Consider the following 26,642-nt stretch of genomic DNA (forward strand, 5'->3'; position numbering starts at 1 on the left):
CTCGGCATCGCCCACACCCGCGTACGGCCGTGGCGGGCGGTGGGGTGTCGGCAGCGGTCATTACTCTGGAGAGGCGATGACCACCCGATCTCCCCACGTCTACCTCGATCACGCCGCGACGACGCCGATGCTTCCCGAGGCCGTCGCGGCGATGACGGCTCAGCTCACCCGGCTGGGCAACGCGTCGTCCCTGCATACCTCCGGCCGGGCCGCCCGGCGGGTTGTCGAGGAGGCGCGGGAGACGATCGCGAAGGCCCTGGGCGCGCGCCCGTCGGAGGTCATCTTCACTGGCGGCGGCACCGAGGCTGACAACCTCGCGGTCAAGGGGCTGTACTGGTCGCGCCGCGCCGCCGACCCCCGTCGCCGCCGGGTGCTCGCGAGCGCGGTCGAGCACCATGCCGTCCTCGACGCCGTGGCCTGGCTCGGATCGGTCGCCGGAGCGGACGTCGAGTGGCTGCCGGTCGACAAACTCGGCCGGGTCGACGTCGACGCCGTACGTTCGAGCGTCGAGCGCGACCCCGAGTCGGTGGCGCTCGTGACGCTCATGTGGGTCAACAACGAGGTCGGCACCGTCCAACCGGTCCGTGAAGTGGCCGCGATCGCGCGGCAGCACGGCATTCCCACCCACACCGACGCCGTACAGGCCGTGGGTCAGCTGCCCGTCGACTTCGCCGCGAGCGGGGTGGACGCGATGACGGTGACCGGTCACAAGGTGGGCGGCCCGATCGGCGTCGGCGCGCTCGTCGTACGCCGGGAAACCAACCTCGTCCCAGTGCTCCACGGTGGTGGACAGGAGCGCGACGTGCGCTCTGGGACGCTCGACGTTCCGGCGATCGCCGGCTTCGCGGCCGCCCTGGAGATCGCGACCGCGGAGCAGCCGGCCCGAGCCGCCACGCTGGCCGGGCTCCGGGACGAGCTGATCCGGCAGGTGCGGGCCGCGGTTCCAGAGGCCGAGCTCAACGGCGACCCCGACCCGTCCGTGGAGCACCGGTTGCCGGGCAACGCGCACTTCTCGTTCCCCGGCTGCGAGGGCGACTCCCTGCTGTTGCTGTTGGACGCTCGCGGCATCGAGTGCTCGACGGGTTCGGCGTGCTCGGCCGGAGTCGCCGAGCCGAGCCACGTCCTCATCGCCATGGGCCGTGACGAAGAACGCGCCCGTGGATCGCTTCGGTTCAGCCTGGGGCACACGTCGACCCGTGCCGAGGTCGACGCGCTCGGTGCGGCGATCGGTCCGGTCGTCGAGCGTGCCCGCGCCGCGGGCCTGGTCAACGTGAGTGGAGGAACGTTCTGATGCGGGTGCTCGCAGCCATGTCGGGAGGCGTCGACTCGGCGGTCGCGGCCGCCCGCGCCGTCGCCGCCGGCCACGACGTCACCGGCGTCCATCTCGCGCTCTCCCGCAATCCGCTGTCCTACCGCTCCGGAGCCCGTGGGTGCTGTACGCAGGAGGACGCCCGCGATGCCCGGCGGGCCGCCGACGTACTCGGAATCCCCTTCTACGTATGGGATCTGGCCGAACGCTTCCACGCGGACGTGGTCGAAGACTTCGTTCAGGAGTACTCCTCCGGCCGCACGCCCAACCCGTGCCTGCGGTGCAACGAGAAGATCAAGTTCGCCGCCGTGCTCGACCGGGCGCTCGCGCTGGGCTTCGACGCCGTGTGCACCGGCCACTACGCGCGCCTGGTCGACGGCCCGCACGGTCGGGAGCTGCATCGTTCGGTCGACGCCGAGAAGGACCAGTCCTACGTCCTCGGCGTGCTGACCGCCCAGCAGCTCGCGCACGCGATGTTCCCGCTGGGGGGATCCCGCAAGACGGAGGTCCGGGCCGAGGCGGCCGAGCGCGGGCTCGCGGTTGCCGACAAGCCGGACAGCCACGACATCTGCTTCGTCGCCGACGGTGACACGGCCGGGTTCCTGGCGCGTGAGCTGGGCGACCAGCCGGGCAACGTCGTCGACGAGGACGGCACCGTGCTCGGGCAGCACGACGCGTCGTACGCCTTCACTGTCGGCCAGCGCCGTGGCCTGCGGATCGGGCGTCCCGCCGCCGACGGCAAGCCACGCTACGTCCTGTCGATCGAACCGGTGAGCCGGACCATCACGGTTGGCCCGCGCGAGCACCTCGCCGTCTCCGTGATCGAGGGGGCCAAGCCGCGCTGGTGTGGGGAGCCTCTCGACGGCACGCAGGAGTGCCGGGCCCAGATCCGGGCGCACGGCGAGACCCTGGCCGCACGGGCCTGGCTCGACGGCGACACTCTCCGGGTCGAGCTGGCCGAGCCCGCCGTTGGCGTGGCCCCAGGTCAGGCGGTCGTGTTGTACGACGGCACCCGGGTGATCGGCTCGGCGACCATCGCCGGCACGCTGGCAGCGGCCACCGCCTGAGCCCTCACTTGCCTCCTCGCCCACCGAGGCGTCGACGAGTTCGCCGGCCGGGCCCGTAGTCTTGCCCCGTGCCGAACGATCAGGGGCTGCCGTGGACTGCCGGAACGGCGACCGGAATCGGCTCACTGCCGTACGACGACCCGATCGAGGCGACCCGGATCGTCCTGGGTGAGCTCCCGGATCTCCCACACCTGCCGGAGCTGCCGTCGCGCGGGCCCGGCGCCGACATGATCGGTCGTACCTGCGGCCTGCTCGTTGAGCTGGGGGTCGACCTCCAGCCGGCCGGCTGGAGGCTCACCGCGGCCGAGGGCCTGGACCAGCGGCGGAGCAGGTCGATCCTCGCGCGAGACCTCGACGCGCTGGAGGAGCTCGCGCTGGGATATACCGGTCCGCTCAAGGTGCAGGTCACCGGGCCGTGGACGCTGGCGGCCTCGGTGGAGCGGCCGCGTGGCGGTCGGGTGCTGGGCGATCCGGGCGCGCGACGGGACGTGGCGCAGTCGCTGGCCGAAGGGCTCGCCGCCCATCTCGAGGGGGTACGCCGCCGGGTGCCGGGCGCCGCGCTGGTCGTCCAGCTCGACGAGCCGTCGCTCCCCTCCGTTCTGCGTGGTGCGGTTCCCACCGCGTCGGGCTTCTCCCGCTACCGCACCGTCGAGGAACCCGAGGCGGTCGAACTCCTGCGCACCGTGATCGGCCGGGTCGCGGCGGACGGCGCTCTACCAGTGGTGCACTGCTGTGCGGCCGGCGTGCCGTTCGGGATGGTGGCCCGCACGGGGAGCCGGGGGCTGTCGTTCGATCTCAGGACCGTCACTGAGGCTGATCTCGAACCACTCGCCGAGGCGGTCGAAGATGGCGTGGCGCTGTTCGTCGGCGCCGTACCCTCGCTGCGGCCGGAAGCGCCGGCGACCCGCAACACTGCGCGCGGGCCCAACGACGTCGAGATCGCCCGGACGGTGCTGAGCTTCTGGCGCCGGCTCGGCTTCTCCGAGGACAGCGCGGCTTTGGGCTGCGTCGTCACGCCGTCCTGTGGCCTCGCCGGTGCCGACCCGGCCTGGGCACGCACCGCGTTGACGCTGGCGCGTAAGGCCGGTGCCCACCTTGCCGAGCGTCCGACCTAGGGCGGGTCAGCAGGTCCTGGCTCCGCATCCCGGCTGGCTATTGCGCGCAGCCAGGCAAGGCACCCTGACCCGTGGTGCGGTCAGGCCCCACCCCGCCAGCCCGCGGGGAGAGGAGCGGAGAGTAGCGAGGCGAGGAGTGCCGCGCGCTCGACCAGGGACTCACCCACGATCTCCTCGTGAAGAGCGTGGGCACCCCGGCCACGCGGGCCGAACCCGTCAAGAGCTGGCACTCCGGCAGCCCCGGCGAAGTTTGTGTCCGCGGCTCCGAGCGCGGGGGCGCCGGTGACCGTCTGCCCGACCCGCTCACCCGCGCGGACCGCCTCCTCCAGCAGCGCGTTGGAGGACGGCGCGCCCCAGGCTGGGCGGTTCGTGAGGATCTCCGCGACGACTGAGGCCCCCGGGCGTGCCGGCCGTAGCTCGGCCAGTTGCTTCAGCACCCGGCGTTCGGCGGCGGCATTGCCGAACCGGAAGCCGAGGTCCGCGACAGCCTCGCCCGCGGTGACGTTGGTGCGGCTGCCACCGCGGATCGTCCCGACGTTGTAGAGCACCTGCTCCTCCGCGGCGGCGACCGCCCGAAGGTGTATGAGTTGGTCGAGGAGTTCGTCGATCGCCGACACGCCACGACCGGCGTCCAGCGCGGCGTGCGCCTCGACACCTCGGACACTGAGGCGTACCCGCGTGCTCCCGTGCCGGCCGGTCTTCAGGCCACCGTCGGGGTGCGGGGGTTCGAGGCCCAGGGCGGCAACGGCGCCCGTGGCCTGCTGCTCGACCAGAGCCCGCCCGGTGGGGCTGCCGATCTCCTCATCGGCGGTCACCAGGATCCTGACCTGCTGGCCGAGTGTGGTGTCGCAGTCGCGCAGGATCTCCAGAGCCGTCTCGAAGACCACCAACCCGCCCTTCATGTCGAAGACGCCGGGCCCCTTGATCAGGTCGCCCTCGTCGGCGTACGGCATCCGCGCGCCGAGCTGACCGATCGGCCACACGGTGTCGTGGTGGCCGAGCACCAGCACGTACGGCTGGTCGCCCTCCGCGCCGCCCCAGCTGGCGAGCAGGTGGTCACCGGCGGGGGCCGGGATCCTCGTCGCGACCGCGCCGAGCGCGGTGTAGCGCTCACCCAGGACGTCGGCGAGGCGGTTGAGGGCGTCGGCTTCGCCAGTGGGTGTCTCGTGATGGACGTACGACGCGAGCCGTTCCCGCATCATCGGCGCAAGCTCGCGAGCCCGGTCGACGAAACCGTGCGACGTGTTCATAACGAACCAGGATATGTTCCGTATCAGGACGAGCGCACGCGAACCCACCACGGTCCCAGGCGATCAGGAAGGTGGCCGAAGCCAACCATTCCTGGCTTATCCAGCGTTCACCCCATTGACCCGAGGCCGCCAGTCCTGCTCAATAGAATCGCGTTCATACGTTCCGTATCTTCCTCATCGAGGAGCCCTGTCGGTAGGCCCACCCAACGCTGGAGCGGTGGGGACGACGGTGATCGCGACAACGCGGAGGCGGCAGAGGAGACAGCACTATGACCGGCGAGGGACGCGGGCCGAGCAGTCCTGACGAGCGGTACGGCGCTCGGCTGCGCCGCCGGTCGTCCTCCACGCTCCTCCTCGACCGGCTGCTCGAGCACGAGACGGCCAACCTCGCCGACACCGCCCAGCGGATCCGCGAGGACGGCACCCTCGAGCGGGCCGCGGCCACGATCGTCGCCGCCCGGCGCCGCTTCGTCATCGGGGGAGCCAAGTCCGCGGCGTACGCCGCACTGCTCGCCATCGACCTTTCCGCCAGCCTGGCCAATGTGACGCTGATCGACGGGCTCGCCGCCCGGCCGGTCGACATCCTCTGCGACGTCCGCACTGACGACGTGCTGGTGGCGTTCTCCCTGCGCCGCTACACCCGCCACACCATCGCGGTCGCTCGGGAGTTCGCGGCGGCTGGCGGCACCGTCGTCGGGATCACCGACGACGAGGGCAGTTCGCTGGCCCAGTTCGCCGATGTCGCCATCGTCGTGGGCACGAGGAGTGCGTCGTACGTCGACTCGCCCACGGCAGTCGCCGCGGTCACCCACATCCTCGCCACGTTGACCGCGGCGAGCGCCAAGGGTGCGCGCCGGCGGCTGACCCGCCGGGAGGCCGTCACGCGCGAGCTCGAGATCTACGAAGGAGCCTGAGGCCCGCATGCGGATCGTCGCCGCCGAGTTGTTCCACGCGAGGTTGCCGCTGGTGCACGAGTTCGAGACCAGCTCACATCGCAAGGCCCACCTCGACCACATCCTCGTCCGCCTGACCAGCGCCAGCGGTGCGGTCGGCTGGGGCGAGATCGCGTCGCCGTCGGATCCCTACTACTGCGGGGAGACGGTGGACAGCTGTTGGCACGTCGCGAGCGAGTACCTCCTGCCGGCCGTTCTGGGAGCGGAGTGGTCGCATCCGCGGGAGCTGCCGGCCTTGTGGTCGAAGGTACGCGGCAACGAGTTCGCCAAGGCCGGAATCGACATGGCCGGCTGGACTCTGTGGGCGATCGAGTCGGGGATCTCGTTGGCGGAGGCGCTCGGAGGCACTCGCCAGCGGGTTGTCGCCGGCGTGAGTCTCGGCATCGAGGCGACGCCGGCGGACCTGGTCGCCCAGGTGGCCCGCCAGGTGGACGCCGGCTATCCGCGGGTCAAGCTGAAGATCGCCCCCGGTTGGGACGTCGAACCAGTCCGCGCGGTCCGGGCGCGGTTTCCTGAGCTCGACCTGCACGTCGACGCCAACGGCGCGTACACCGAGCACCCCGACCACCTGGCCGCCCTGCGCGGGCTCGACGACGCGGGGCTGTCGATGATCGAGCAGCCGTTCGCGCCGCGGAACCTCCTCGCCCACGCCCGGTTCCGGCGTACCCTCACCACCCCGATCTGTCTCGACGAGTCGATCGTCGACCTCGACGACCTGCGGACGGCGCTCGCGCTCGAGGCGATCGCGATCCTCAACATCAAGGTGTCGCGGATGGGTGGCCTCACCGCGGCGGTCGCGGCACACGACCTTGCGCGCGCCCATGACGTTCCGGTCTGGTGCGGAGGCATGCATGAGTTCGGCGTGGGACGAGCGGCCAACGTCGCGCTGTCCAGCCTGCCTGGCTTCACGCTGCCGTCTGACGTCTCGGCGTCTGACAAGTACTACTCCCGTGACGTCGTAATCCCACCGATCAGCGCGGATCGCGGTCTGGTCGACGTTCCGTGGCAGGCCGTCGGGGACGGCCATCGCGTGGACGAAGCCTTCGTTCGTGAGATCTCGCTGCGCGCGCTCCAACGCTCCGCTGGATGAGTTGACGCTCCCGCGGGGTCCATCGAAGGTCCGACCGTGGTTCGGCGATCCGTCAGGCTCAGGAGGTCACCGCGATGTACGGGTTGGTTCTCGCCGGCGGGACGGTGCTCGACGGCACCGGCGCGCCCGGCGTCGTTGCCGATGTCGCGATCGACAGTGGCCGGATCGCCGCCCTCGGGCGATTCGGGCGGCAGGCGGCGCGCAGGTACGTCGACGTGAGCGGGGCCGTCGTCAGCCCGGGGTTCATCGACCTGCACTCCCATGCGGACTACACGGTGTTTGGCGCGCCCGAGGCCGTGACCCAGGTGGCTCAGGGCGTGACGACCTTGGTGACGGGCAACTGCGGGTTCTCGCCGTTCCCGGTCGTGCCGGAGCACGCGGCCGAGCTGCGGGCCCACGCGGGTTTCCTCGATGAGGACCTGCCGTGGGACTGGTCGACGGCGGGGGAGTACGCCGCCGCGGTCGAGCGGCTGCCGCTCGGGGTCAACCTCGCGCCGCAGGTGGGCCATGGGGCGGTGCGGATCGCGGCGATGGGAGTCGACGACCGGGCACCCACCCCCGCGGAGCTCGACCGGATGCGGGCCCTCGTGGCGGGCGCGCTCGCCGACGGCGTGACGGGCCTGTCCAGCGGACTGATCTACGCGCCCGCGTCGTACGCCCGGCCGGCGGAGCTCACTGCCCTGGCCGCGCTCGTCGCCGGTGCTGGCCGGGTCTACTCCACCCACATCCGCGACGAGGGCGCCCGGCTGGACGAGGCGATCGAGGAAGCTCTGGAAGTGGGCCGGCGGACCGGCGTACGCGTCCAGATCTCGCACCTGAAGGCGGTCGCGCCACCGAACTGGGGACGCGTACGCCAGGCGATGGACACGATCGCACAGGCACGGGACGCCGGGGTGGACGCGCATGCCGACCAGTACCCCTACACCGCGTCGAGCACCACTCTCACGTCCAGGTTGCCCGACTGGGCGATGGACGGCGGTGTGGGTGCGCTGCTCCGGCGGCTCGAGGACGCCGGCGACCGGGGCCGCATCGTCGCCGACCTCGACGCCAGGCTGGGCCGGACCTTCCTGCCCGAACGGATCGTGCTGTCCGGGACACCGGCCGGGCCCTACCACGGGTTCGTGGGGGAGGACGTGGCGGCGATCGCCCAGGCGGTCGGGCTCGCGCCGTCGGAGGTGACCGTCGACATCCTGCGCCGCCAGGGCGGGCTCGCGTCCATCATCAGCCACGGGATGGCCGAAGACGATGTACGCGCGGTCCTGGCCGACCCGACCGTCGCGGTCGCGAGCGACGGGTGGATCCTGCGCTGCCCGGGTGCCGGCACGCCGCATCCGCGCAGCTTCGGGACCTTCGTCCGTGTGCTTGGCCACTACGTACGTGATGTTGGCGTCCTCGACCTGCCGACCGCGGTCGCGAAGATGACGTCGCTGCCGGCGGCGCGGCTCGGGTGGAGCGACCGCGGCGTCATTCGTCAAGGCACGGTTGCCGACCTGGCGGTGTTCGACCCGGACACGGTGGCTGACCTGTCGACGTACGACGAACCCTGGCAGCTGGCCCGGGGCGTGCAGCACACCCTGATCGGCGGGGAGTTCGGGTGGGAGTCGGGCGCGCCCACCGGGGCGCCGGCCGGTCGGGTCATTCGTACCGGAGTCGGCGGTCGCTGACGGGCGCTCATGCCTCCTTGGTTCGGATGGTGTCCAAGGATGGCGTCGAACGCCGCCCGGGGCAGCGGACTCATCCACAGGGCCGCGGACTGTGGATAACGACGGCCGCTGATCTCTGATCGGGGCTGGTTTCGGCGGATCGGCCGGGCCTACGGATCGGCCTGGTTGGCGGTGAGGTTGTCGGCGGCCGGCGGTAGCGTTCGGTTACATGAGCAGGGATACCAGCACCTCGGGGTCGAGCCCGTCGACGAAGCCCCTGGAACGCCACGCCATGCTGGCCCAGGAGATCGAGGAGCACAACTACCGCTACTACGTGCTCGACCGCCCGAGCGTCTCTGACGCCGAGTACGACGCACTCATGCGGGAGCTTCGCGACCTCGAGGAGGCGCACCCTGAGCTACGTACGCCCGACTCGCCGACCCAGAAGGTCTCGGGCAGCTGGTCGACCGAGTTCGCCCCCGTGGAGCACCTCGAGCGGATGATGTCGCTCGACAACGCCTTCGCGTTGGAGGAGTTGCGGGCCTGGGCCGCTCGGGTCGAGCGGGAGGTGGGCACGGAGGCCGAATACCTCTGCGAGCTCAAGATCGACGGCTTGGCGGTCGACCTCGTCTATGAGGAGGGCCGACTCGTCCGGGCCGCCACCCGAGGCGACGGGCGCACCGGTGAGGACGTCACCCTCAACGTCCGTACCATCGCGACGATCCCAGACAAGCTGGGCGGATCGCACAAGTCCGGGCGATCCGGCGGCCGGCGCGGTGGCCCGGGTGATCCGGACGCTCCGGCGGTCCCGGAGGTGCTGGAGGTCCGCGGCGAGGTCTTCTTCCGGGTCCGCGACTTCGAGGAGCTCAATGCCGGGCTGGTCGAGGCCGGCAAGGCGCCGTTCGCCAACCCGCGTAACTCCGCCGCCGGCTCCCTGCGCCAGAAGGACCCCCGCATGACGGCTCGCCGCCCGCTGCAGTTCGTGGCGCACGGCATCGGGCGGAGTCAGGGCTGGCAGCCCACCCGCCTGTCGGACGCGTACGCCGCGCTCGCGAGCTGGGGCATCCCCGTGAGCGAACACGTCCGGGTCCTCCGCACCCTCGAAGAAGTCGACGCTTACGCCCGCGAGTTCGGCGACCGCCGCCACGACCTCGACCACGAGATCGACGGAGTTGTCATCAAGGTCGACCAGATCTCGTTGCAGCGCCAGCTTGGTTCGACCTCGCGGGCGCCGCGCTGGGCGATCGCGTTCAAGTTCCCGCCGGAGGAGGTCAACACCAAGCTCCTCGACGTCCGCGTCAACGTCGGCCGCACCGGCCGGGTCACGCCGTACGGCGTCATGGAGCCCACCAAGGTCGCCGGGTCGACGGTGGAGTTCGCGACGCTGCACAACGCGCAGGAGGTCAAGCGCAAGGGCGTCCTGATCGGCGACACGATCGTGCTGCGCAAGGCGGGCGACGTGATTCCGGAGATCGTCGGACCAGTGGTCGACCTTCGCGACGGCACCGAGCGCGAGTTCGTGATGCCGAGCAGGTGCCCGGAGTGCGGGAGCGAGCTGCGCCCTGAAAAGGAAAGCGACGTCGACCTGCGCTGCCCCAACACCCGCTCGTGTCCGGCGCAGTTGCGCGAACGCTTGTTCCACCTGGCTGGCCGTGGTGCGTTCGACATCGAGGTGCTCGGCTACCAGGCCGGCACCGCCCTCCTCGACGAGAGGCTGATCCATGACGAGGGCGATCTCTTCGGCCTGACCGTCGCTCAGCTGGAGGGCTCGTCGTTCTTCACCACCAAGAGCGGCGCCCTGTCAGCCAACGCCAAGCGGCTGCTCGACAACCTCGACGCGGCGAAGTCGCGGCCGCTGTGGCGGATACTCGTCGGGTTGTCGATCCGGCACGTCGGGCCGACGGCGGCGCAGGCGCTCGCCCGGACCTTCGGTGACCTCGATCGGATCGCGAGCGCGAGCGAGGAGGAGTTGGCCGCCGTCGACGGGGTCGGCCCGACCATCGCCGCGTCAGTGATCGAGTGGTTCGGCGTCGACTGGCACCGCGAGATCGTCGAGAAGTGGCGCGCGGCCGGGGTGCGGCTCCGCGAGGAGATTCATGACGAAGGCCCGCGGCCGCTCGAAGGCGTCACCGTGGTGGTGACCGGCAGCCTCGAAAGCTTCTCGCGTGACGAGGCCAGCGAGGCCATCCAGTCGCGGGGCGGCAAGGCGTCAAGTTCGGTGTCCAAGAAGACCGGCTTCGTCGTCGTCGGCGACAACCCCGGATCGAAGTACGACAAGGCCCGCGACCTCGGCGTACCCATCCTCGATGAGGCGGGCTTCCAGGTCCTGCTTGACGAAGGTCCCGACGCGGCCCGAGAGCGCGCGCTGAAGGAGACGTGACATCCGGGTGCGGCACCTTGCCTGGCGCCGCACCCGCCCCTCAGGGAACCTGAACTCACTGCGGCCATTCCGGTGAGCGCCCGAGCCAGGCGACGAGCTGGTCCAGGCGCGAGCCGCCGGTTCAGGGCATCTCGGGCCCGAACACCGCGCCGGGCGCTAGCCGAGCGGCACCGGTGGGCACGATCATGGCGATGTCGAAGGCGGCTTCCACGACGTCGTCGTCAAGTTCCACGGTGGTCCCCAGCGCCTTCGCGACATCCCAGGAATGCACCACGTAGTCGACCAGGTGGAAGCTGATCGCCTGCCGTGCGGGGAATGGCTGGTCCGCGCTGAACTCCGGTAGCAGGAACTTCCGCTCGGGTACGCCGTCGGCGGCGAATGCTTCCAGCAGATGTTCGGCGGAGGCCCGATATGCCCTGACCGGATCGTCACCGAGCGAGCGCGGCTTCCACGCTGCCGGGTCCGCGTCGCCTCGTGATGCCGCGGCGAAGCCGTAGTGCTCGGTGGCCATGTGAGCCAACAATCCGTACAACGTCCAGCCGATGCACGGAGTCGGTTTGGTCATATCCGCAGCGGTTGCTTGCGCCACCAGGTCGATGCTGGCCTGGACCGCTTTGGCGTCGAGTACGACGAGATCGGCGGCGGTGGGTGCGTCTGCCGTGCCCGGTGGCACGCTCTTCGAATTAGTAGGCATATGCAGATCATACGCAGTTACTTATCGCTCTGCCACTGTTATCTTCGGCGCGTGACGGATCGGGAGGTTGGACGCCGCGATCTCGCCGCGATGATGGGTCCGCTGATGCGGTCGCTCGTCGCTGCCGAGCTACCGGTGCTTGCCGCGCACGGAGTCTCGATGTGGGGATACGCCGTGCTCAGTACGCTGGATGAAGGCCCGGTGCGTACGCAGACAGCGCTTGCGGAGGCGATTGGGGCGGACAAGACGCGGATCATCGCTACGCTCGACGAACTCCAGGAAGCCGGGTTGATCTCGCGTACGCCGGACCCGGACGACCGTCGGGTCCGGTTGTTGTCGATCACCGACCAGGGACGCCGGGTTCGCAGGGCGGCGATGAAGGAGATCCAGGCAAAGGAGGATCGGATACTCGCCATGCTGACGCCGGCTGATCGGAGAGGCTTTCTTCGTGCGTTGGAAACGCTGTCAGCGCTTCCGGTCGAGGACGTCGCCGGGCCTGCGCAGTCGGATTGAGGTCAGGCGAGTTCTCGCCGGCAAATTCGGTCGATGCCGGCCTCGGTGGCGAGCTCGGCCCTTAGCTTCGGATGTGCGTGGTAGAAGCTCAGTGCGTGATAGGTCACCGCTGGGTTGATGGCCAGGTATCCACTCCACAATTTCCCGGCCTTTGCGGAGTCCCCACTCGACACGCACCACCATGCCTAGACCTAGTACTACAGCCGTCTCAACTAGGCCTTACCCATACCTGTAGATAGTCGTAGAGAACTAAGGTCGGTGGTGGGTGCGCTTAGGTGACAGCCATGACGCTTGGACCGGACGACATGATCCGTCACAATGCGCCCGAACCGCCGTACCGGCGGCTGGCGGAGAGCATCGCGGCACGGATCGCGTGGTGACTGGCTGCCGCGCCATCCGATCCCCTCCGAGTCGCAGCTAATGGGCGAGTTTGGTTTGGCCCGCATGACTGTACGGAAGGCGATCAGTCTCCTTGTCGAGCAAGGGCTCGTGTTCACTGTGAAAGGTCGCGGGACCTTCGGCACCGACGAATAGCGCACACCGCGACCGGGCCCTTAGGGGAACCCGCCGGGATTTCCCGGAAGCGAAATGGTGTGGGTCGCCGCTAGTTTGCGATCATGAAAATGAATGCGATAGCTGCGTCGTCCGTACGGCTCGATGCGATCGCGCTCGCCGCGTCGCCCGGCGTCTGGTTGGCTGGCTGGGCGGTCATGCGGGTCGAGGGGCAGCCTCAGCCCGGGCTCGGCTGGACACTCGCACACCTGCTGTGGACCGTCGCGTTCGTCCTATTCGCCTTCGCCAGTGTGGCGCTGTACCGAATGCTCGGGACCCGCGAGGTCGTCGCCCGCGCGGCTCTCGGTGCCGCGCTGGTGGGAGCGGTCGCGCTCATCGGCCAGATGCTGATCGACCTCGGTGTGGGCCTCCAGAGTGGAAACCGGACGGCGATGCGCGAGAACTACGCCCGCGTCTTCGATGTACCCGGGGTGGAGCTGATCTTCTTCATCGCCGGTCCGGTGCTGCTGTTTGTCGGCCTGCTGGCGTTGAGCGTCCTCGCTGGCGTACGACAGGTCGTCAGCGGCTGGAGTGTTGCGGTATTGGCGTTCGGTATCGCGCTGATGGTCGCGGGACGGGAGCTCGACGGCTGGCTCCGAGGCCTCGAAGGACTCGGCGGACTCGGGCTGTGGCTCGCGCTCGTGGTCATGGCGCGTGGCCGGAGCCGGAGCCGGAGCCGGAGTAGTTGACCTGCGGCCAGGGCCTGGACGCCGGACCACCCTGAGCAGGGGGAGCTACCTATCGAGTGGGTGGCTCCTGCCGTCGCGCTCGTGGCATTCGGCTCAAGACTTTCAAGATCCTTTCGGGGAAACGGCCCACCGTGCGCGCGGTGCGTGGGCCGTTTCCCCGAAAGGATCTTGAAAGCTCGGGTCCCGCCAGTTCAGGGAGGGGCCTAGGTGCACAAGAAGACCCGAGCCCGAGGAAACGGGGCCCGAGGAAACGGGGCCCGAGGTGCGAGAGGCGTGCGAGCGCCGTACGACCTAGCCGCCGTTGATCGCGCCGGCGTCTTCGTCGGGGGCGAGGGCGCGGCGTACCGTCTGCGCCAACGCCGCGAGGTGGGCCATCCGTGCCAGTTCGGAGTCGAGGATCTCCGGCCCGCCGGACCGCCCGATCACGAGGGCCCGGTCGGGTGCGCCCAGGGGGACGGCCGCCGCGGCGACGTGGCGCCAGCCCTGGTCGGCCCACGCGGCCGGGAGGGTCAGCCTGATGGCATGGTCGAGCGGAAACCAGAACGCGTTCCCTCCGGGCAGGTCCGGCGCCGCGATCGTCGCGTAGTGCACCTCCGCGGTGGTCGCAAGGTCCGCGCGGGACACGAGGAATGCCCAGTCGGCCCGGAAGGTCGAGGGTGCGTGCTCCACCAGCAGGCGTTCGGCCTCGGCCGGCCGCGCCGTCATCGCCTCCACCACCTCGAGGTCGCGCCGGAGGTTGCCACCGGCGGCGTACCTCGACAGCCAGATCACGCGGACCCCAGGCACCGACTGGCAGGCGGACACCAGGCTGTCGGCCCGGCCGCCGAGGGGTAGCTCCACCACGAAGTCGTCGACCGCGGTGCCGTCGGCTTCGCGGGCTACGACGTCGACCGCGACGATGTCGCCGCCGGCCCGGCCGAGAGCCGAAGCGACAGTGCCGAGCGCGCCGGGCTGGTCTGGGAGCGCGATGCGGAGGAGATACACACCGAGGATTGTCCACCCGCCCACCGACCAGGTGGATGGCGGCGGCGTTACGCGGTTGTGCCCGGCCCCGGGGAGCAGCCGCGGGGAACGGCCGCGCGGAATGGCCGCGGGGCGACCGCCGCGGGAACCCATGCGGGCGATGTCGCATGGCGCGCCTAGGATTGCTGAACGTCCGGAAGGACTGCTTGTACGCCCGGATTGCCCGCCGTACGCCCACGTTCCGACGGATGAGTCGTACGCCTCGGACGAGCACCCGAGCCATTACCACGCGAGGAAGGTCTACCCAGTGCCTGCGATCAGCCGCGACGAGGTGGCGCATCTGGCGCGCCTTGCCCGGATCGACCTGAGCGATGACGAACTCAACCATCTGGCACCGCAGCTGGATGTCATCCTCCAGTCGGTCGCCCAGGTGAGTGAGGTCGCGGCCCAGGACATTCCGCCCACCTCGCACCCCCTTCCGCTCACCAACGTCTTCCGGCAGGACGAGATCCGCCCCTGCTTGTCGGCCGAGGAGGCGCTCGCCGGTGCGCCGATCGTCGACGGAGCGCAGGCGGTCGAGGACGAGCGCTTCCGGGTCCCGCGAATCCTGGGGGAGGAGGCGTGATGACCGATCTCACCAAACTCACCGCCGCCGAGACGGCGCGGCTGATCCGCGACGGCGAGGTGTCCGCGGTCGACGTGGCCCAGGCGCACTTCGACCGGATCGCCAAGGTCGACGACCGGATCCACGCGTTCCTGCACCTCGACACCGAGGGTGCGCTCGGGGCGGCCCGGAGGGTCGACGAGAAGCGAGCCGCGGGCGAGGAGCTCGGCCCGCTGGCCGGCGTACCCCTCGCGCTCAAGGACGTTCTCGCGATGAAGGACGTCCCCACCACGTGCGGGTCGAAGATCCTCGAGGGCTGGCGGCCGCCGTACGACGCGACGGTGGTCCAGCGGCTGCGGGACGCCGACCTGGTGATCCTCGGCAAGACCAACATGGACGAGTTCGCGATGGGCTCGTCGACGGAGAACTCCGCGTACGGCCCGACCCGCAACCCGTGGGACACCGACCGGATTCCGGGCGGATCGGGTGGTGGATCGGCGGCGTCGGTGGCGGCGTACCAAGCCCCACTCGCGATCGGCACCGACACCGGCGGGTCGATCCGGCAGCCGGCCGCGGTCACCGGCACGGTGGGCGTGAAGCCGACGTACGGCGGGGTGTCGAGGTACGGCCTGGTGGCGTTCTCGTCGAGCCTGGACCAGGTGGGTCCGTGCGCCCGCACGGTCCTCGACGCGGCGCTCCTGCACAGCGTCATCGCGGGGCACGATCCATTCGACTCGACCTCGATCGACCAGCCGGTCCCGCCGGTGGTCGAGGCGGCCCGGGCGGCTGACGTGCGCGGCCTGCGGGTCGGCGTGGTGAAGGAACTCGGCGGCGAGGGCTTCCAGCCGGGCGTTGAGCAGCGGTTCAACGAAGCGGTCGCGCTTCTGACCGAGCTTGGTGCCGAGGTCGTCGAGGTGTCCTGCCCGCACTTCGTCTACGGCCTGCCCGCCTACTACCTCATCGCCCCCAGCGAGTGCTCGAGCAACCTGGCGCGGTTCGACGCGATGCGCTACGGCCTGCGGGTCGGTGACGACGGCATTCGCAGCGCCGAGGAGGTCATGTCGCTGACCCGCGAGGCCGGCTTCGGGGCCGAGGTCAAACGCCGGATCATGATCGGTGCGTACGCCCTGTCCAGCGGCTACTACGAGGCCTACTACGGGCAGGCGCAGAAGGTTCGTACTCTCATCACCCGCGACTTCGCCCGCGCCTTCGAGCAGGTCGACGTACTCGTTTCGCCGACGACGCCGACAACCGCGTTCCGGATCGGTGAGCGGGTGGACGACCCGCTGGCGATGTACAAAGCAGACCTCTGCACGATCCCGTCCAACCTCGCCGGCAACGCGTCCGCGTCGTTCCCGTGTGGTCTGTCCCCTGACGACGGCCTTCCGGTCGGGCTGCACGTGATGGCTCCCGTGATGGCTGACGACCGGCTCTACCGCGTTGGTGCGGCGCTCGAAGCGGCGTCCGTCCAGCGGTGGGGTCACCCGCTTCTGGAGGAGGCGCCGGAACTATGAGCACGCCCGCCGCGACCGTGCCCGACCTGCTCGACTACGACGAGGTGCTTGAGCGCTTCGACCCGGTCCTCGGGCTCGAGGTACACGTCGAGCTGAACACTCTCACGAAGATGTTCTGCGGCTGCCCGACGGAGTTCGGCGCGCCCCCCAACTCGCAGGTGTGTCCGATCTGTCTTGGCATGCCGGGTTCCCTGCCGGTGGTCAACGGCAAGGCGGTGGAGTCGGCGATCCGGATCGGGCTCGCGCTCGGCTGCGACATCGCCGAGTGGTGCCGGTTCGCCCGGAAGAACTACTTCTACCCGGACATGCCGAAGAACTTCCAGATCAGCCAGTACGACGAGCCCATTGCCATCAGCGGCGAGGTCGAGCTGGAGGTCGAAGGGCAGACGTTCAAGATCGGCATCGAACGCGCCCACATGGAGGAGGACACCGGCAAGTCCACCCACGTGGGTGTGACCGGCAGGATCCACGGCGCCGAATACTCGATCGTCGACTACAACCGCGCCGGCATCCCGCTGATCGAGATCGTCACCAAGCCGATCGAGGGGACGGGCGCGCTGGCGCCGCAGGTCGCGCGGGCGTACGTCGCGCATCTGCGGGACCTGATGCGGGCCCTCGACGTCTCCGACGTCCGCATGGAGCAGGGGTCGTTGCGGTGCGACGCCAACGTGTCCCTGCGGCCGCTCGGTGAGACGGCGTACGGCCTGCGGACCGAGACCAAGAACGTCAACTCGCTGCGGTCGGTGGAGCGTGCGGTGCGGTACGAAATGTGCCGGCAGGGCGCCCTACTCGCGGCCGGTGGCAAGGTCATGCAGGAGACCCGGCACTGGCACGAGGACACCGGCATCACGACGCCGGGCCGGTCCAAGGAGCAGGCCGAGGACTATCGGTACTTCCCCGAGCCTGACCTCGTGCCGGTGGCGCCGTCCCGGAAATGGGTGGAGGAGCTGGGGACCACCCTGCCCGAGCCCCCGGCCCAGCACCGCAAGCGGTTGTTCGAGGCGTGGGGCTTCACCGAGATGGAGTTCCGGGACGTGATCGGTGCCGGGGCGCTGCTCCTGGTCGAGGCGACAGTGGCGGCGGGCGCCACTCCCGCCGCGGCGCGGAAGTGGTGGCTCGGTGAGCTGGCCCGGCGGGCCAAGGAGACCGAGGTCGAACTCGACGCGCTGTCGATCACGCCGGCCCAGGTCGCCGAGATCCAGGCCCTGGTGGATGCCGGGAAGATCAACGACAAGCTGGCCCGCGAAGTCTTCGACGGCGTCCTCGCCGGTGAGGGTTCGCCGGAGGAGGTCGTGGCCGCGCGCGGTCTGGCGGTGGTGAGCGACGACTCGGCGCTCGGTGCGGCGGTGGACCGGGCGATCGAGGCGAACCCGGACGTCGCGGAGAAGATCCGAGGCGGGAAGGTCGCGGCCGCTGGTGCCCTGATCGGTGCGGTGATGAAGGAAATGCGTGGCCAGGCCGACGCGGGCCGCGTGCGGGAGCTGATCCTGGAGCGGCTCGGGGCTGAGTGAGTGGAGTGGTCGGGGTTGCGAGGTACGAGTGGCGCCGGCCGCGGAGCGAGCGAGGTGCCGAGCGTGACCATAAGGCTGGAGCGGCTCGGCGTGGAGTGATCCGGTAGTCTTTGGTTCGACGTGGCCTCCCGGCCTGGGGATCTGTCCCCGAGCCGGGAGGCTTTTTCATGCCCGCGGTGTCCTGACGTGCCTTCAACGCCGACCTGTGCGATCGCCCGTCAAGGCCAGCTTGCCGACGCCAGCTTGCCAAGGCCAGCATGCCAACGCCGGCAGCCGTCAACGCCAGCTTGTCAACCGCTGGCCGCCGTCAACGCCGGCTTGCCAGCACCGAAGCCGGGTCGCATGCCGGCATTCGTGGACCGCGGAGCGAACCGCACCTCACCGTTACCTCGAAGGAGTCCCATGTCCGCTGTCTGTCTGCGCCCCGCGAGCGTCGCCGACCGTGCTGTTCTGGAACGGCTCTGGCTCATGTTTCGCCACGATCTCTCGGAGTTCCGGGGCACGCTGCCAAACCCCGATGGCACCTTCCGCAGTGAACGGCTGCTGGCCGCGTTCGAAAACCCTGACTGGGCGGCGTACCTCCTGATGGCCGATGACCGGCCGGTTGGCCTTGCCCTCGTCCGCGGACTGGCTGGACGGACGCGGGTGCTGAGCGGCTTCTTCGTCGTACGCGCGGTACGCCGGACCGGGGTCGGATCGGTCTCCGTCCAGCAGTTGGTGATGCGGCACCCTGGCCCATGGGAGGTCCCATTCCAGGACGACAACATGGCGGCGGTGCGGTTCTGGCGCCACATCGCGACCACCATCGCGGGCGACGCCTGGACTGAGGAGCACCGGCCGGTACCCAACCAGCCCGACCTGCCGCCCGACGTCTGGATCTCCTTCGAGGTGCCCGCGTGACTCGCCTGAGAATCCGTTGGCAATAGGGAGAGCCGGCTCCGGCCGTAGGGCGAAGTTGGTCAAGCCATGATCATTTCGGGGAAACGGCCCACGCGCCGCGCAGCGCGTGGGCCGTTTCCCCGAAATGATCTTGAAGCTTCGCGCCGGCGTCCCGACGGCGGCAGATCGTCTCACGGATTGGACGGCCTGCAATTGGTTCATGATCAACTTGTACAAATCGCCCACGATTCGCACGCAGCCTGGGCGTTTTCTGCAAGTTGATCATGAGCTGGAGTGAGGATCGCTCGCAATGCGAGACCGGCCACCGACCTCACCCCGACGTGGCGGGAGGTTATGCCGGCGCACTTCCGCGACGTCGATTCCAGCCCCACTCGTGCCGAGCGCTAGCGGGGCAGCGTGAGCCTCAGGATGCGATCGTCTCCGTGGTTCGGTGTGCCCCGACCGTCGGTGTTGCTGGTGACCAGCCAGAGCGATCCGTCGGGAGCGCGCGCGACGGTACGCAGCCGGCCGTACTCTCCGATGAGGTAGGCCTCGGGTGGCCCGGTGACTCGCCCCTCGTTCACCGGAATCCGCCAGAGACGTTCGCCTCGCAGGCCCGCCATCCAGATCGCGCCGTTGGCGTACGTGATCCCCGACGGGGAGTTCTCCTCGACCGGCCACTGCGCCACGGGATCCATCAGGCCCTGCCTGATTCCGCCCCTGCCCTCGAACCTCGGCCAGCCGTAGTTGATGGCCTTGCTGATCAGGTTGAGTTCGTCGGCCGTGTGGTTGCCGAACTCAGCTGCCCACAGCCGACCGTCCGGATCCCAGACGAGCCCTTCGATGTTGCGGTGTCCGTACGTCCAGATCGCCGAACGGAACGGATTGCCTGGTGCGGGTTCGCCGTCTGGTGTGAGGCGGAGGATCTTGCCGCCGAGTGAGCGTTTGTTCTGTGCCCGGGCGGGCACCTCACCGTCCCCGGTCGGGACGTACAGGTAGCCGTCGGGACCGAACCTGATCCGTCCGCCGTTGTGGTGTGCGGCCCCGCGGGGGATCCCGGCGAAGACCACCTGCGGCGTCCCGAGCCGGGTGCCGTCGAACGTCATCCGTACGACGCGGTTGTCGGTCCTGGTGGTGATCGCGGCGTAGAGGAGGTGGTCCTGGGCGTACGTCGGTGACAGCGCGAGCCCGAGGAGCCCGCCCTCCCCGCCGTGGGCGACACCGGCGACCTTGCCGACGGTGCGCACGTCACCGCCTGGGGTGATCAGTTTGATCAAAGCGGTGTCGCGTTCGGACAGGAGAGCTCTGCCGCCCGGAAGGAAGATCAGGTCCCACGGCGACGTGAGATTCGTGGCGATGGTGCCGGTGGTCCTGGGCGCGAGGGTTGCTGCGGGGGTCGTTGGGACACCGATCCCGGCGGCACCGGGGCGAGCCGGCGCCGGCGCTGGGCGCTGCGGTGGGCCGCTCGTCGGGCTTGTGGGCGGGCCCCCGGGTGTGGCGCTGGCCGTGGATGTCGAGTCGGCCGCGCGCGGGCCGCCGCAGGCGCCCACGGCCACGACCGTGAGAGCAGCCACGACCGCGAGCCCGGCGCCGGTTCTAAGCCGGGCGAATCTGGACATCAATGCTCCTCAGGACAGCTCGAGCCGCAGAATGCGGTCGTCGCCCGGATGTGGGTCGCCCCGTCCGTCGGTGTTGCTGGTGGTCAGCCACAGGGTGCCATCCGGTGCCGCGGCGATCGTGCGCAGGCGTCCGAACTCGCGGACGAAGTGGGCTGCCGGCTCGCCCATGTCCCGGGCCGACGGCTCTCGCGACGCCGGGACCTGGATCCGCCACAGTCGCTGACCGTGCAGCGAGGCCATCCACAGGGCGCCGTCGGCGTACGCGAGTCCCGACGGCGACGCGTCCTCGGGCCGCCAGACCGCCACCGGGTCGACGAACCGCCGCTCCTCCGCGGTGCCCTCCGCCTCGGGCCAGCCGTAGTTGCCGCCCTTGCGGATGAGGTTGAGTTCGTCCCAGGTGTCCTGCCCGAACTCGGTGGCCCACAGGCGTCCGGCCTCGTCGAACGCGAGGCCCTGCACGTTGCGGTGTCCCTGGCTCCACACCGGTGAGCCGGGTCGGGGATTGCCGGGCGCGGGTGCGCCGTCGGGGGTGAGCCGCAGGATCTTGCCGCCGAGGGAGTTGGGGTTCTGAGCGTCGTCGCCGTTGGAGGCGTCGCCGGTCCCGACGTACAGCTGGCCGTCCGGCCCGAACACCATCCGGCCGCCGTTGTGCACGAACCCCGCCGGGATTCCGGAGAGGATGACCTCCGGCCTGCCAAGAGTGGTCCCGTCGTAGCGCATCCGCACGATCCGGTTGTCGGCCTCCGCGGTGAAGTACGCGTACACGAACGGCCGCGACGTGAACGTCGGCGCCACGGCCAGGCCCAGCAGTCCGCGCTCGCCGCGTGCCCGAACGCCGGGAACCCTGCCCACCCGGCTGGCCGTACCATCCCGGCTGACCCGCTTGATCTGGCCGGTGTCGCGCTCGGCGACGAGGGCGTCACCGGATGGCAGGAACGTGAGCCCCCAGGGCGCGGCGAGGTCCTCCGTGACGGTCCCCGTGACCCGCGGCGTACCGGCCGTGGGCGACGAGCCGCCGCGCGACGGCGACGACGACGCCCGCGGAGTGGCCGCAGTTGTCTGAGACTCGGGAGGCGGGGTCCGGGTGCCGGTTGGTGCGGGATCCGAGGTGCAACTGCCGAGAAGTCCCAGACTGGCGACAGCGGCGGCGAGAACGGTTGAACGACGCACCGGCGGCTCCTTGACGGTCTGCCTCACTGAGGTCACTGAGGTTGATCTCCCGACTGGGCGACCCATGAACAGACCCCCGGGCCCCGCTCCGGGTTGCTTGACTGGACCGTCCCGCCTGGACTGTCCTCTGGCCAACGAACGACATCGTGCTCAGGATCCAGAACGGGCCGGGCGTCACTGGTGACTGGCCCGCGGCAGCGGCGCCGTGACGTCGTTGACCCGCAGCACTTCAGACGGCCAGCCGAGCTGGTACGCGGACCGCACGAGTCCGGCGAGGGTCCGCGGGCGAAGCGGGAACGCCTCGAGGGTACGCAGCGGAAGCCAGACCGCGCGGTACGTGCCCGCCGGACCCTGGTCGCCGACCATCTCCGGTCCGTGCCCGCTGCCGAACTCCCCGCCCCGGATGCTGGCCAGGAAGTGGAGCTGGCGATTGCCGTCGCGCCAGACCTCGGCGACCAGGCGTTCGAGCGCCACGCTGACACCGAGTTCCTCTTCGGCCTCGCGGCACGCCGCCTCTTCAGGGGTCTCGCCGGGCTCGACGGTGCCGCCGGGGAAGAGGTAGTAGAGCGTTCCGTCGCGACGGCGTTCGATCGCCGCGACCCGGTCTGCCTCGAGGAGTACGACGGCCGCGCGCAAACCTGACCTCCCTCGTCCTGCGGGTCCCACACCGGATCGTTCGGCGGACCCGCTGTCGCCCACAGTGGTGCTGCTGGAGACGATGCTGCTGGAATCGATGATGCGATGGGTCACGTCCGCAACGCACACTGCCGAGGAGGACCCCAGTCATGGGCGCAGCTACAGGCGTATCACCCGCGGGCGCGGTCCGGGTCTGGTTGCCCGAGCCGCCAGCGGTCTACGACGGTCTACCCGAGGGTCTCCAGATCGACGTGTACGACGGTGCCGGCGAGCCACCCGCGTCGCTGGCCGACGTGGAGTTCTACGTACCTCCGTACATGTCCGGCCCACACACCGTCGAGTTGATCACCCGGATGCCCAGGCTCAAGGTGGTCCAGACGCTGACCGCCGGGGTCGAGAACCTCCGGCCGTACCTCCGCGCGGGCGTCACCCTCTGCAACGCCCGTGGCGTTCACGACGCGAGCACCGCCGAGTTGGGCGTCGCACTCATCCTCGCCTCGCTGCGGGGCTTTCCTGACTTCGTACGCGCGCAGGACGAGGGCCGGTGGGCGGCTGGTCGCCGGCAGGCGCTCGCCGACAGCCGGGTGCTCATCGTGGGCGCCGGCTCGATCGGGCAGGCACTCGCCCGCCGGTTGGCGCCGTTCGAGTGCGAGGTGGTCATGGTCGCGCGGACCGGCCGCGACGGCGGGGTCGCCGGCATGGACCGCCTACCCGAGCTGCTGCCCACCGCGGACGTCGTCGTCCTCCTCGTGCCGATGACCGACGAGACCCGCGGCCTGGTGGACGCGAAGTTCCTTGCCCAGCTGAAGGATGGCGCCCTCGTGGTCAACATCGCCCGGGGCCCGGTCGTCGACACCGACGCCCTGCTGGCCGAGCTCACCAGCGGCCGGATCCAGGCGGCACTGGACGTCACCGATCCCGAGCCCCTGCCGGTAGACCATCCGCTGTGGAGCGCTCCGGGCCTGCTGATCAGCCCGCACGTCGGCGGGAACACCTCGGCCTTCGTCCCCCGCGGGCGCCGGTTGGTGAGCGCGCAGCTTCGGAGGTACGTCGCGGGCGAGCCGCTCGCCAACGTCGTCGACGGCGCGTACTAGAGGTCCCGCGGCCCCCTGGTGCTTCATCATTGCTCGAAGGGTCGCGAACTGTGGACCCGGAGCATCCTCCTCTACAGTGAGCGACCTCTCGACGGTCACCTCCCGACGAAAGGACCAGCGCGTGCGGACTCGATCCGGCCTCCTCGCACAGATCGCGCTGCCGATCCTGGCTGCGCTGGCGGTCGTGGCGTCGGCCGCGCAGTGGGGTACGGAGTTCTGGCCGTGGTCGCCCAACCTGGTCGACCTCAAGGTGTACGTCTACACCGGCCAGGTCCTGCTGGACGGGGGTGACATCCTCACCGCGCGGACGCCGGACACCCAGCTGGCGTTCATCTATCCGCCGTTCGCCGCGCTGCTCAGCGTGCCGCTGGTCTACGTCCCGTACACCCTCCTGCAGGTTCTCTGGACGGCGTTCAACGCCCTGGCCGTCGTCTACGTGCTCTTCCGTGCGGGGGTGCGCGGGTGGGTCCTGTCGCTGGCCGCGACCGCCTGCGTCCTGATCGCCGAGCCGGTCCGTGCCACGCTCGCCTTCGGCCAGGTCAACATCTTTCTGATGGCCCTCGTGGTGGCCGACCTCACGAGCGGCCAGCGTCTCCTCCCGACCGCGCGACGGTGGCTGCCGGTGGGGGTGCTCACCGGGATCGCGACCGCGATCAAGGTCACGCCGGCGCTCTTTATCCTCTACCTGCTCGCCACCCGCCAGTGGCGGGCGGCCCGGAACGCCACGGCCACCGCGGCGGGGATCACGCTGGTCATGGCCGCGCTGATGCCGCGGGAGTCGTGGGGGTTCTGGAAGCTGCTGCTCGAGGGGGACACCCGCACCGGCCCCGCGCACTTCCTCACGAACCAATCCCTGCTGGGCATGGTGATCCGCCTGGTCGGGGATGCCGGACCCGCACATTACGCGGGGCTCGCGCTCAGCGGCGCGGTCGGGCTGCTCGGTGTCTACGTCGCCGCGCTCTGGTACCGCCGGGGCGAGACCCTGCTCGCGATCTCGCTGTGCGGCGTCGCGGCGCTGCTCGCCTCGCCGCTGTCCTGGACCCACCACTTCGTCTGGATCGTCCCGCTCGGTGCCGTCCTGGTGACCCGGCGCGAGCTGCCGGCCGTGCTGCGTGGTGTGGGCGCGGCGTTCGTGCTCTGGGTGTCGGGGGCGTTGTTCAAGTACGTAATCCCATGGGGCGGCGACGTCGAGTTGTCGTACGCGCCCTGGCAACAGCTGCTGAGCGTGTTCGGACCGCTGCTCGGACTCGCGGTGCTGGGCGTCGCACTGGTCGAGGCTCGGCGGCCACGGGATGAGCCCGCACACCGGCCGATCGCCACCGCCGCCGTACAGTGAAGCTGCGGCGATCCCGCTCTCCGGTGCTGCCATCCGCAGCGCTCGAAGGCCCTGCCAACCGCGGCCTCCGAGCAGTCACCACTTCACCACCTCTGCGGCGAACGAGGAGCCGAACGCGATCATGAGCATCGACATCAAACCACGCAGTCGGGAGGTCACCGACGGTCTCGAGCGCGCGGCCGCGCGTGGCATGCTGCGTGCGGTAGGGATGGGCGACGAGGACTGGGAGAAGCCGCAGATCGGCGTCGCCTCCTCCTGGAACGAGATCACGCCCTGCAACCTCTCCCTCGACCGGCTGGCGAAGGCCGCGAAGGACGGCGTGCACGCGGCCGGCGGCTACCCGCTGGAGTTCGGCACGATCTCGGTGTCCGACGGCATCTCGATGGGCCACGTCGGCATGCACTTCTCGCTGGTGTCCCGGGAGATCATCGCCGACTCGGTGGAGACGGTGGTCGAGGCCGAACGCCTGGACGGCACGGTCCTGCTCGCGGGGTGCGACAAGAGCCTGCCCGGCATGCTGATGGCGGCGGCCCGGCTCGACCTCGCCTCGGTCTTCGTGTACGCCGGCTCGATCCTGCCCGGTCGGGTGGACGACAAGGACGTCACGATCATCGACGCGTTCGAGGCCGTTGGCGCCTGTGCGCGCGGGCTCATCACCCGGGAGAAGGTCGACGAGATCGAGCGCGCGATCTGCCCGGGTGAGGGTGCCTGCGGCGGGATGTACACCGCCAACACGATGGCCAGCGCCGCGGAGGCGCTCGGCATGGCGCTGCCCGGGTCCGCCTCGCCGCCGGCGGTCGACCGGCGCCGGGACGGCATCGCGCGGCGCTCCGGTGAGGCGGTCGTCGAGATGCTGCGGCGCGGCATCACGGCCCGGCAGATCCTGACCAAGCCGGCGTTCGAGAATGCCATCGCCGTGGTGATGGCGCTCGGTGGCTCCACCAACGCCGTCCTGCACCTGCTCGCGATCGCGCGCGAGGCCGAGGTAGACCTGACCCTGGACGACTTCAACCGGATCGGTGACAAGGTCCCGCACCTTGGTGACCTCAAGCCGTTCGGCCGGTACGTCATGAGCGACGTCGACCGGGTCGGCGGCATCCCGGTGGTGATGAAGGCGCTGCTCGACGCCGGCCTGATGAACGGCGACTGCCTCACGGTGACCGGACGCACGCTCGCCGAGAACCTCGCCGACATCGCGCCACCCGACCTGGACGGCACCATCGTCCGCGCGGTCAAGGACCCCATCCACCGCACCGGCGGCCTGACGATCCTGCGCGGCTCACTCGCGCCCGAAGGTGCGGTCGTCAAGAGCGCTGGCCTGGAGGCGGCGGTCTTCGAGGGGCCGGCGCGGGTCTTCGAGCGGGAACGCGGCGCGCTCGACGCCTTGGAGGACGGCACAATCCAGGCCGGCGACGTGGTGGTCATCCGGTACGAAGGGCCGAAGGGTGGGCCGGGTATGCGCGAGATGCTCGCCATCACCGGTGCGATCAAGGGCGCGGGGCTCGGCAAGGACGTCCTGCTACTGACCGACGGGCGGTTCTCCGGCGGCACGACCGGTCTGTGCGTCGGTCACGTCGCGCCGGAGGCGGTGGACGGCGGGCCGATCGCCCTGATCCGCGACGGTGACGTCGTACGCCTCGACATGACGGGCCGGCTGCTTGACCTGCTCGTCGACGAGGACGAGCTCGAACGCCGCCGCCAGGAGTGGCAGCCGCTGCCGCCGGCGTTCACCCGTGGCGTCCTGGGCAAGTACGCCAAGCTGGTGAAGTCGGCCGCGCAGGGCGCCGTCTGCGGCTGACAAGGTCCGCGCGGACAGGGCGCGCCGGAGCGGCGCAGGCGTGGCCCAGAATGATCACGTATACGTGATCATTCTGGGCTGCTACTCCGTCGGGCCACGACCCCATCGCCGCCCACGACCGCATCTCGGATCGCAAGACAGGCGTCCCACGAGCTTGACGGAAGGGGCGCCCATTAGAGAACGTGCATGAGTGCGTCCACTGATTCTCGTACTTCGCCAGCGCGCGGGCTGAGCCGTTCCCACACGGCACACGCCAGCGCGCA

General features: G+C 70.2%; 23 protein-coding genes. 17 read left to right on the forward strand and 6 right to left on the reverse strand.

Features of this window, described 5'->3' with window-relative positions; all coding sequences use genetic code 11:
- Positions 1 to 76 precede the first annotated feature (76 nt).
- The 3 genes from B141_RS0108570 (at position 77) to B141_RS0108580 (ending at position 3,491) form a co-directional block, all read left to right on the forward strand.
- The gene (locus tag B141_RS0108570; protein ID WP_020574746.1) at positions 77 to 1,291 is read left to right on the forward strand and encodes a cysteine desulfurase family protein; all 1,215 of its coding nucleotides are present in this window, start codon (positions 77 to 79) and stop codon (positions 1,289 to 1,291) included.
- The gene (mnmA, locus tag B141_RS0108575; protein WP_020574747.1) at positions 1,291 to 2,376 is read left to right on the forward strand and encodes a tRNA 2-thiouridine(34) synthase MnmA; all 1,086 of its coding nucleotides are present in this window, start codon (positions 1,291 to 1,293) and stop codon (positions 2,374 to 2,376) included. The genes B141_RS0108570 and mnmA overlap by 1 nt, the downstream gene beginning before the upstream one ends.
- A gap of 68 nt (positions 2,377 to 2,444) precedes the next feature.
- A complete protein-coding gene (locus B141_RS0108580) occupies positions 2,445 to 3,491 on the forward strand; it encodes a methionine synthase (RefSeq protein WP_020574748.1) in 1,047 nt (348 codons plus the stop codon).
- Between the two features lie 80 nt (positions 3,492 to 3,571).
- On the opposite strand, the gene B141_RS0108585 is transcribed toward B141_RS0108580, so the two are convergent.
- On the reverse strand, positions 3,572 to 4,741 hold the full coding sequence (locus tag B141_RS0108585; protein ID WP_020574749.1) for a M20/M25/M40 family metallo-hydrolase: 1,170 nt from the start codon (positions 4,739 to 4,741) through the stop codon (positions 3,572 to 3,574).
- Positions 4,742 to 5,010: 269 nt separating this feature from the next.
- On the opposite strand from B141_RS0108585, the gene B141_RS0108590 reads away from it, so the two are divergent.
- The 4 genes from B141_RS0108590 to ligA all read left to right on the forward strand — a co-directional run bounded on the left by B141_RS0108590 (position 5,011) and on the right by ligA (position 10,807).
- A complete protein-coding gene (locus B141_RS0108590; protein WP_020574750.1) occupies positions 5,011 to 5,655 on the forward strand; it encodes a MurR/RpiR family transcriptional regulator in 645 nt (214 codons plus the stop codon).
- Between the two features lie 7 nt (positions 5,656 to 5,662).
- The gene (menC, locus tag B141_RS0108595) at positions 5,663 to 6,784 is read left to right on the forward strand and encodes an o-succinylbenzoate synthase (protein ID WP_020574751.1); all 1,122 of its coding nucleotides are present in this window, start codon (positions 5,663 to 5,665) and stop codon (positions 6,782 to 6,784) included.
- Between the two features lie 74 nt (positions 6,785 to 6,858).
- Complete coding sequence (locus tag B141_RS0108600) at positions 6,859 to 8,448, forward strand: N-acyl-D-amino-acid deacylase family protein (protein WP_020574752.1); 1,590 nt, start codon at positions 6,859 to 6,861, stop codon at positions 8,446 to 8,448.
- A 271-nt stretch (positions 8,449 to 8,719) separates the two neighbouring features.
- Complete coding sequence (gene ligA, locus B141_RS0108605) at positions 8,720 to 10,807, forward strand: NAD-dependent DNA ligase LigA (RefSeq protein WP_020574753.1); 2,088 nt, start codon at positions 8,720 to 8,722, stop codon at positions 10,805 to 10,807.
- A gap of 121 nt (positions 10,808 to 10,928) precedes the next feature.
- On the opposite strand, the gene B141_RS39620 is transcribed toward ligA, so the two are convergent.
- Positions 10,929 to 11,501: a TIGR03086 family metal-binding protein gene (locus tag B141_RS39620; protein ID WP_051114013.1), complete on the reverse strand. Its 573-nt coding sequence runs from the start codon at positions 11,499 to 11,501 to the stop codon at positions 10,929 to 10,931.
- A gap of 51 nt (positions 11,502 to 11,552) precedes the next feature.
- On the opposite strand from B141_RS39620, the gene B141_RS0108615 reads away from it, so the two are divergent.
- The 3 genes from B141_RS0108615 (at position 11,553) to B141_RS0108630 (ending at position 13,255) form a co-directional block, all read left to right on the forward strand.
- Positions 11,553 to 12,014: a MarR family winged helix-turn-helix transcriptional regulator gene (locus B141_RS0108615; protein ID WP_020574755.1), complete on the forward strand. Its 462-nt coding sequence runs from the start codon at positions 11,553 to 11,555 to the stop codon at positions 12,012 to 12,014.
- A gap of 420 nt (positions 12,015 to 12,434) precedes the next feature.
- Positions 12,435 to 12,548 carry a GntR family transcriptional regulator gene (locus B141_RS52720; RefSeq protein WP_020574757.1) on the forward strand — a complete coding sequence of 38 codons (114 nt, stop codon included), beginning with the start codon at positions 12,435 to 12,437 and terminating at the stop codon, positions 12,546 to 12,548.
- An 89-nt stretch (positions 12,549 to 12,637) separates the two neighbouring features.
- Positions 12,638 to 13,255 (forward strand): hypothetical protein, encoded by a 618-nt coding sequence (locus B141_RS0108630; protein ID WP_020574758.1) that lies wholly within the window; start codon positions 12,638 to 12,640, stop codon positions 13,253 to 13,255.
- Positions 13,256 to 13,546: 291 nt separating this feature from the next.
- On the opposite strand, the gene B141_RS39630 is transcribed toward B141_RS0108630, so the two are convergent.
- Positions 13,547 to 14,263: an ACT domain-containing protein gene (locus B141_RS39630; protein ID WP_237742652.1), complete on the reverse strand. Its 717-nt coding sequence runs from the start codon at positions 14,261 to 14,263 to the stop codon at positions 13,547 to 13,549.
- A 262-nt stretch (positions 14,264 to 14,525) separates the two neighbouring features.
- Here B141_RS39630 and gatC point away from each other — a divergent pair, with 262 nt between their 5' ends.
- The 4 genes from gatC to B141_RS0108655 all read left to right on the forward strand — a co-directional run bounded on the left by gatC (position 14,526) and on the right by B141_RS0108655 (position 18,747).
- Positions 14,526 to 14,843, forward strand: coding sequence for an Asp-tRNA(Asn)/Glu-tRNA(Gln) amidotransferase subunit GatC (gatC, locus tag B141_RS0108640; protein WP_020574760.1), 318 nt, complete (start codon positions 14,526 to 14,528; stop codon positions 14,841 to 14,843).
- Positions 14,843 to 16,336: an Asp-tRNA(Asn)/Glu-tRNA(Gln) amidotransferase subunit GatA gene (gene gatA / locus B141_RS0108645; protein WP_020574761.1), complete on the forward strand. Its 1,494-nt coding sequence runs from the start codon at positions 14,843 to 14,845 to the stop codon at positions 16,334 to 16,336. Before gatC ends, gatA begins: the two co-directional genes overlap by 1 nt.
- Positions 16,333 to 17,847 carry an Asp-tRNA(Asn)/Glu-tRNA(Gln) amidotransferase subunit GatB gene (gene gatB, locus B141_RS0108650; protein ID WP_020574762.1) on the forward strand — a complete coding sequence of 505 codons (1,515 nt, stop codon included), beginning with the start codon at positions 16,333 to 16,335 and terminating at the stop codon, positions 17,845 to 17,847. The genes gatA and gatB overlap by 4 nt, the downstream gene beginning before the upstream one ends.
- A gap of 402 nt (positions 17,848 to 18,249) precedes the next feature.
- The gene (locus B141_RS0108655; RefSeq protein ID WP_020574763.1) at positions 18,250 to 18,747 is read left to right on the forward strand and encodes a GNAT family N-acetyltransferase; all 498 of its coding nucleotides are present in this window, start codon (positions 18,250 to 18,252) and stop codon (positions 18,745 to 18,747) included.
- A gap of 383 nt (positions 18,748 to 19,130) precedes the next feature.
- Here B141_RS0108655 and B141_RS0108660 read toward each other — a convergent pair whose 3' ends face one another.
- The 3 genes from B141_RS0108660 to B141_RS39635 all read right to left on the reverse strand — a co-directional run bounded on the left by B141_RS0108660 (position 19,131) and on the right by B141_RS39635 (position 22,265).
- Complete coding sequence (locus B141_RS0108660) at positions 19,131 to 20,300, reverse strand: PQQ-dependent sugar dehydrogenase (RefSeq protein ID WP_237742653.1); 1,170 nt, start codon at positions 20,298 to 20,300, stop codon at positions 19,131 to 19,133.
- 54 nt (positions 20,301 to 20,354) lie between these two features.
- Positions 20,355 to 21,515, reverse strand: a complete 1,161-nt coding sequence (locus B141_RS0108665; protein ID WP_020574765.1) for a PQQ-dependent sugar dehydrogenase — start codon at positions 21,513 to 21,515, stop codon at positions 20,355 to 20,357.
- A gap of 174 nt (positions 21,516 to 21,689) precedes the next feature.
- Positions 21,690 to 22,265, reverse strand: a complete 576-nt coding sequence (locus tag B141_RS39635; protein WP_237742654.1) for an NUDIX domain-containing protein — start codon at positions 22,263 to 22,265, stop codon at positions 21,690 to 21,692.
- A gap of 35 nt (positions 22,266 to 22,300) precedes the next feature.
- Between B141_RS39635 and B141_RS0108675 the strand changes: the two genes are divergently transcribed.
- From B141_RS0108675 to ilvD, 3 genes are all read left to right on the forward strand, one after another.
- Entirely contained in the window at positions 22,301 to 23,245 is a 945-nt protein-coding gene (locus B141_RS0108675; protein WP_020574767.1) for a 2-hydroxyacid dehydrogenase, read from the forward strand.
- 121 nt (positions 23,246 to 23,366) lie between these two features.
- Positions 23,367 to 24,581 carry a glycosyltransferase 87 family protein gene (locus B141_RS39640; protein ID WP_020574768.1) on the forward strand — a complete coding sequence of 405 codons (1,215 nt, stop codon included), beginning with the start codon at positions 23,367 to 23,369 and terminating at the stop codon, positions 24,579 to 24,581.
- Between the two features lie 121 nt (positions 24,582 to 24,702).
- Entirely contained in the window at positions 24,703 to 26,379 is a 1,677-nt protein-coding gene (gene ilvD / locus B141_RS0108685) for a dihydroxy-acid dehydratase (protein ID WP_026257028.1), read from the forward strand.
- Positions 26,380 to 26,642: the final 263 nt, after the last annotated feature.

The sequence above is a fragment of the Actinopolymorpha alba DSM 45243 genome (genome assembly GCF_000373925.1).
GTDB lineage: Bacteria > Actinomycetota > Actinomycetes > Propionibacteriales > Actinopolymorphaceae > Actinopolymorpha > Actinopolymorpha alba.

Excerpts from the sequence above, each read along its gene's own strand:
- B141_RS52720 (WP_020574757.1), top strand. The coding sequence starts at position 12,435 with ATGGGCGAGTTTGGTTTGGCCCGCATGACTGTACGGAAGGCGATCAGT.
- B141_RS0108590 (WP_020574750.1), top strand. The coding sequence starts at position 5,011 with ATGACCGGCGAGGGACGCGGGCCGAGCAGTCCTGACGAGCGGTACGGC.
- mnmA (WP_020574747.1), top strand. The coding sequence starts at position 1,291 with ATGCGGGTGCTCGCAGCCATGTCGGGAGGCGTCGACTCGGCGGTCGCG.
- menC (WP_020574751.1), top strand. The coding sequence starts at position 5,663 with ATGCGGATCGTCGCCGCCGAGTTGTTCCACGCGAGGTTGCCGCTGGTG.
- B141_RS0108570 (WP_020574746.1), top strand. The coding sequence starts at position 77 with ATGACCACCCGATCTCCCCACGTCTACCTCGATCACGCCGCGACGACG.
- B141_RS0108675 (WP_020574767.1), top strand. The coding sequence starts at position 22,301 with ATGGGCGCAGCTACAGGCGTATCACCCGCGGGCGCGGTCCGGGTCTGG.
- B141_RS39620 (WP_051114013.1), bottom strand. The coding sequence starts at position 11,501 with ATGCCTACTAATTCGAAGAGCGTGCCACCGGGCACGGCAGACGCACCC.
- B141_RS0108600 (WP_020574752.1), top strand. The coding sequence starts at position 6,859 with ATGTACGGGTTGGTTCTCGCCGGCGGGACGGTGCTCGACGGCACCGGC.
- gatB (WP_020574762.1), top strand. The coding sequence starts at position 16,333 with ATGAGCACGCCCGCCGCGACCGTGCCCGACCTGCTCGACTACGACGAG.
- gatA (WP_020574761.1), top strand. The coding sequence starts at position 14,843 with ATGACCGATCTCACCAAACTCACCGCCGCCGAGACGGCGCGGCTGATC.
- ilvD (WP_026257028.1), top strand. The coding sequence starts at position 24,703 with ATGAGCATCGACATCAAACCACGCAGTCGGGAGGTCACCGACGGTCTC.
- ligA (WP_020574753.1), top strand. The coding sequence starts at position 8,720 with ATGCTGGCCCAGGAGATCGAGGAGCACAACTACCGCTACTACGTGCTC.
- B141_RS0108585 (WP_020574749.1), bottom strand. The coding sequence starts at position 4,741 with ATGAACACGTCGCACGGTTTCGTCGACCGGGCTCGCGAGCTTGCGCCG.
- B141_RS0108630 (WP_020574758.1), top strand. The coding sequence starts at position 12,638 with ATGAATGCGATAGCTGCGTCGTCCGTACGGCTCGATGCGATCGCGCTC.
- B141_RS0108655 (WP_020574763.1), top strand. The coding sequence starts at position 18,250 with ATGTCCGCTGTCTGTCTGCGCCCCGCGAGCGTCGCCGACCGTGCTGTT.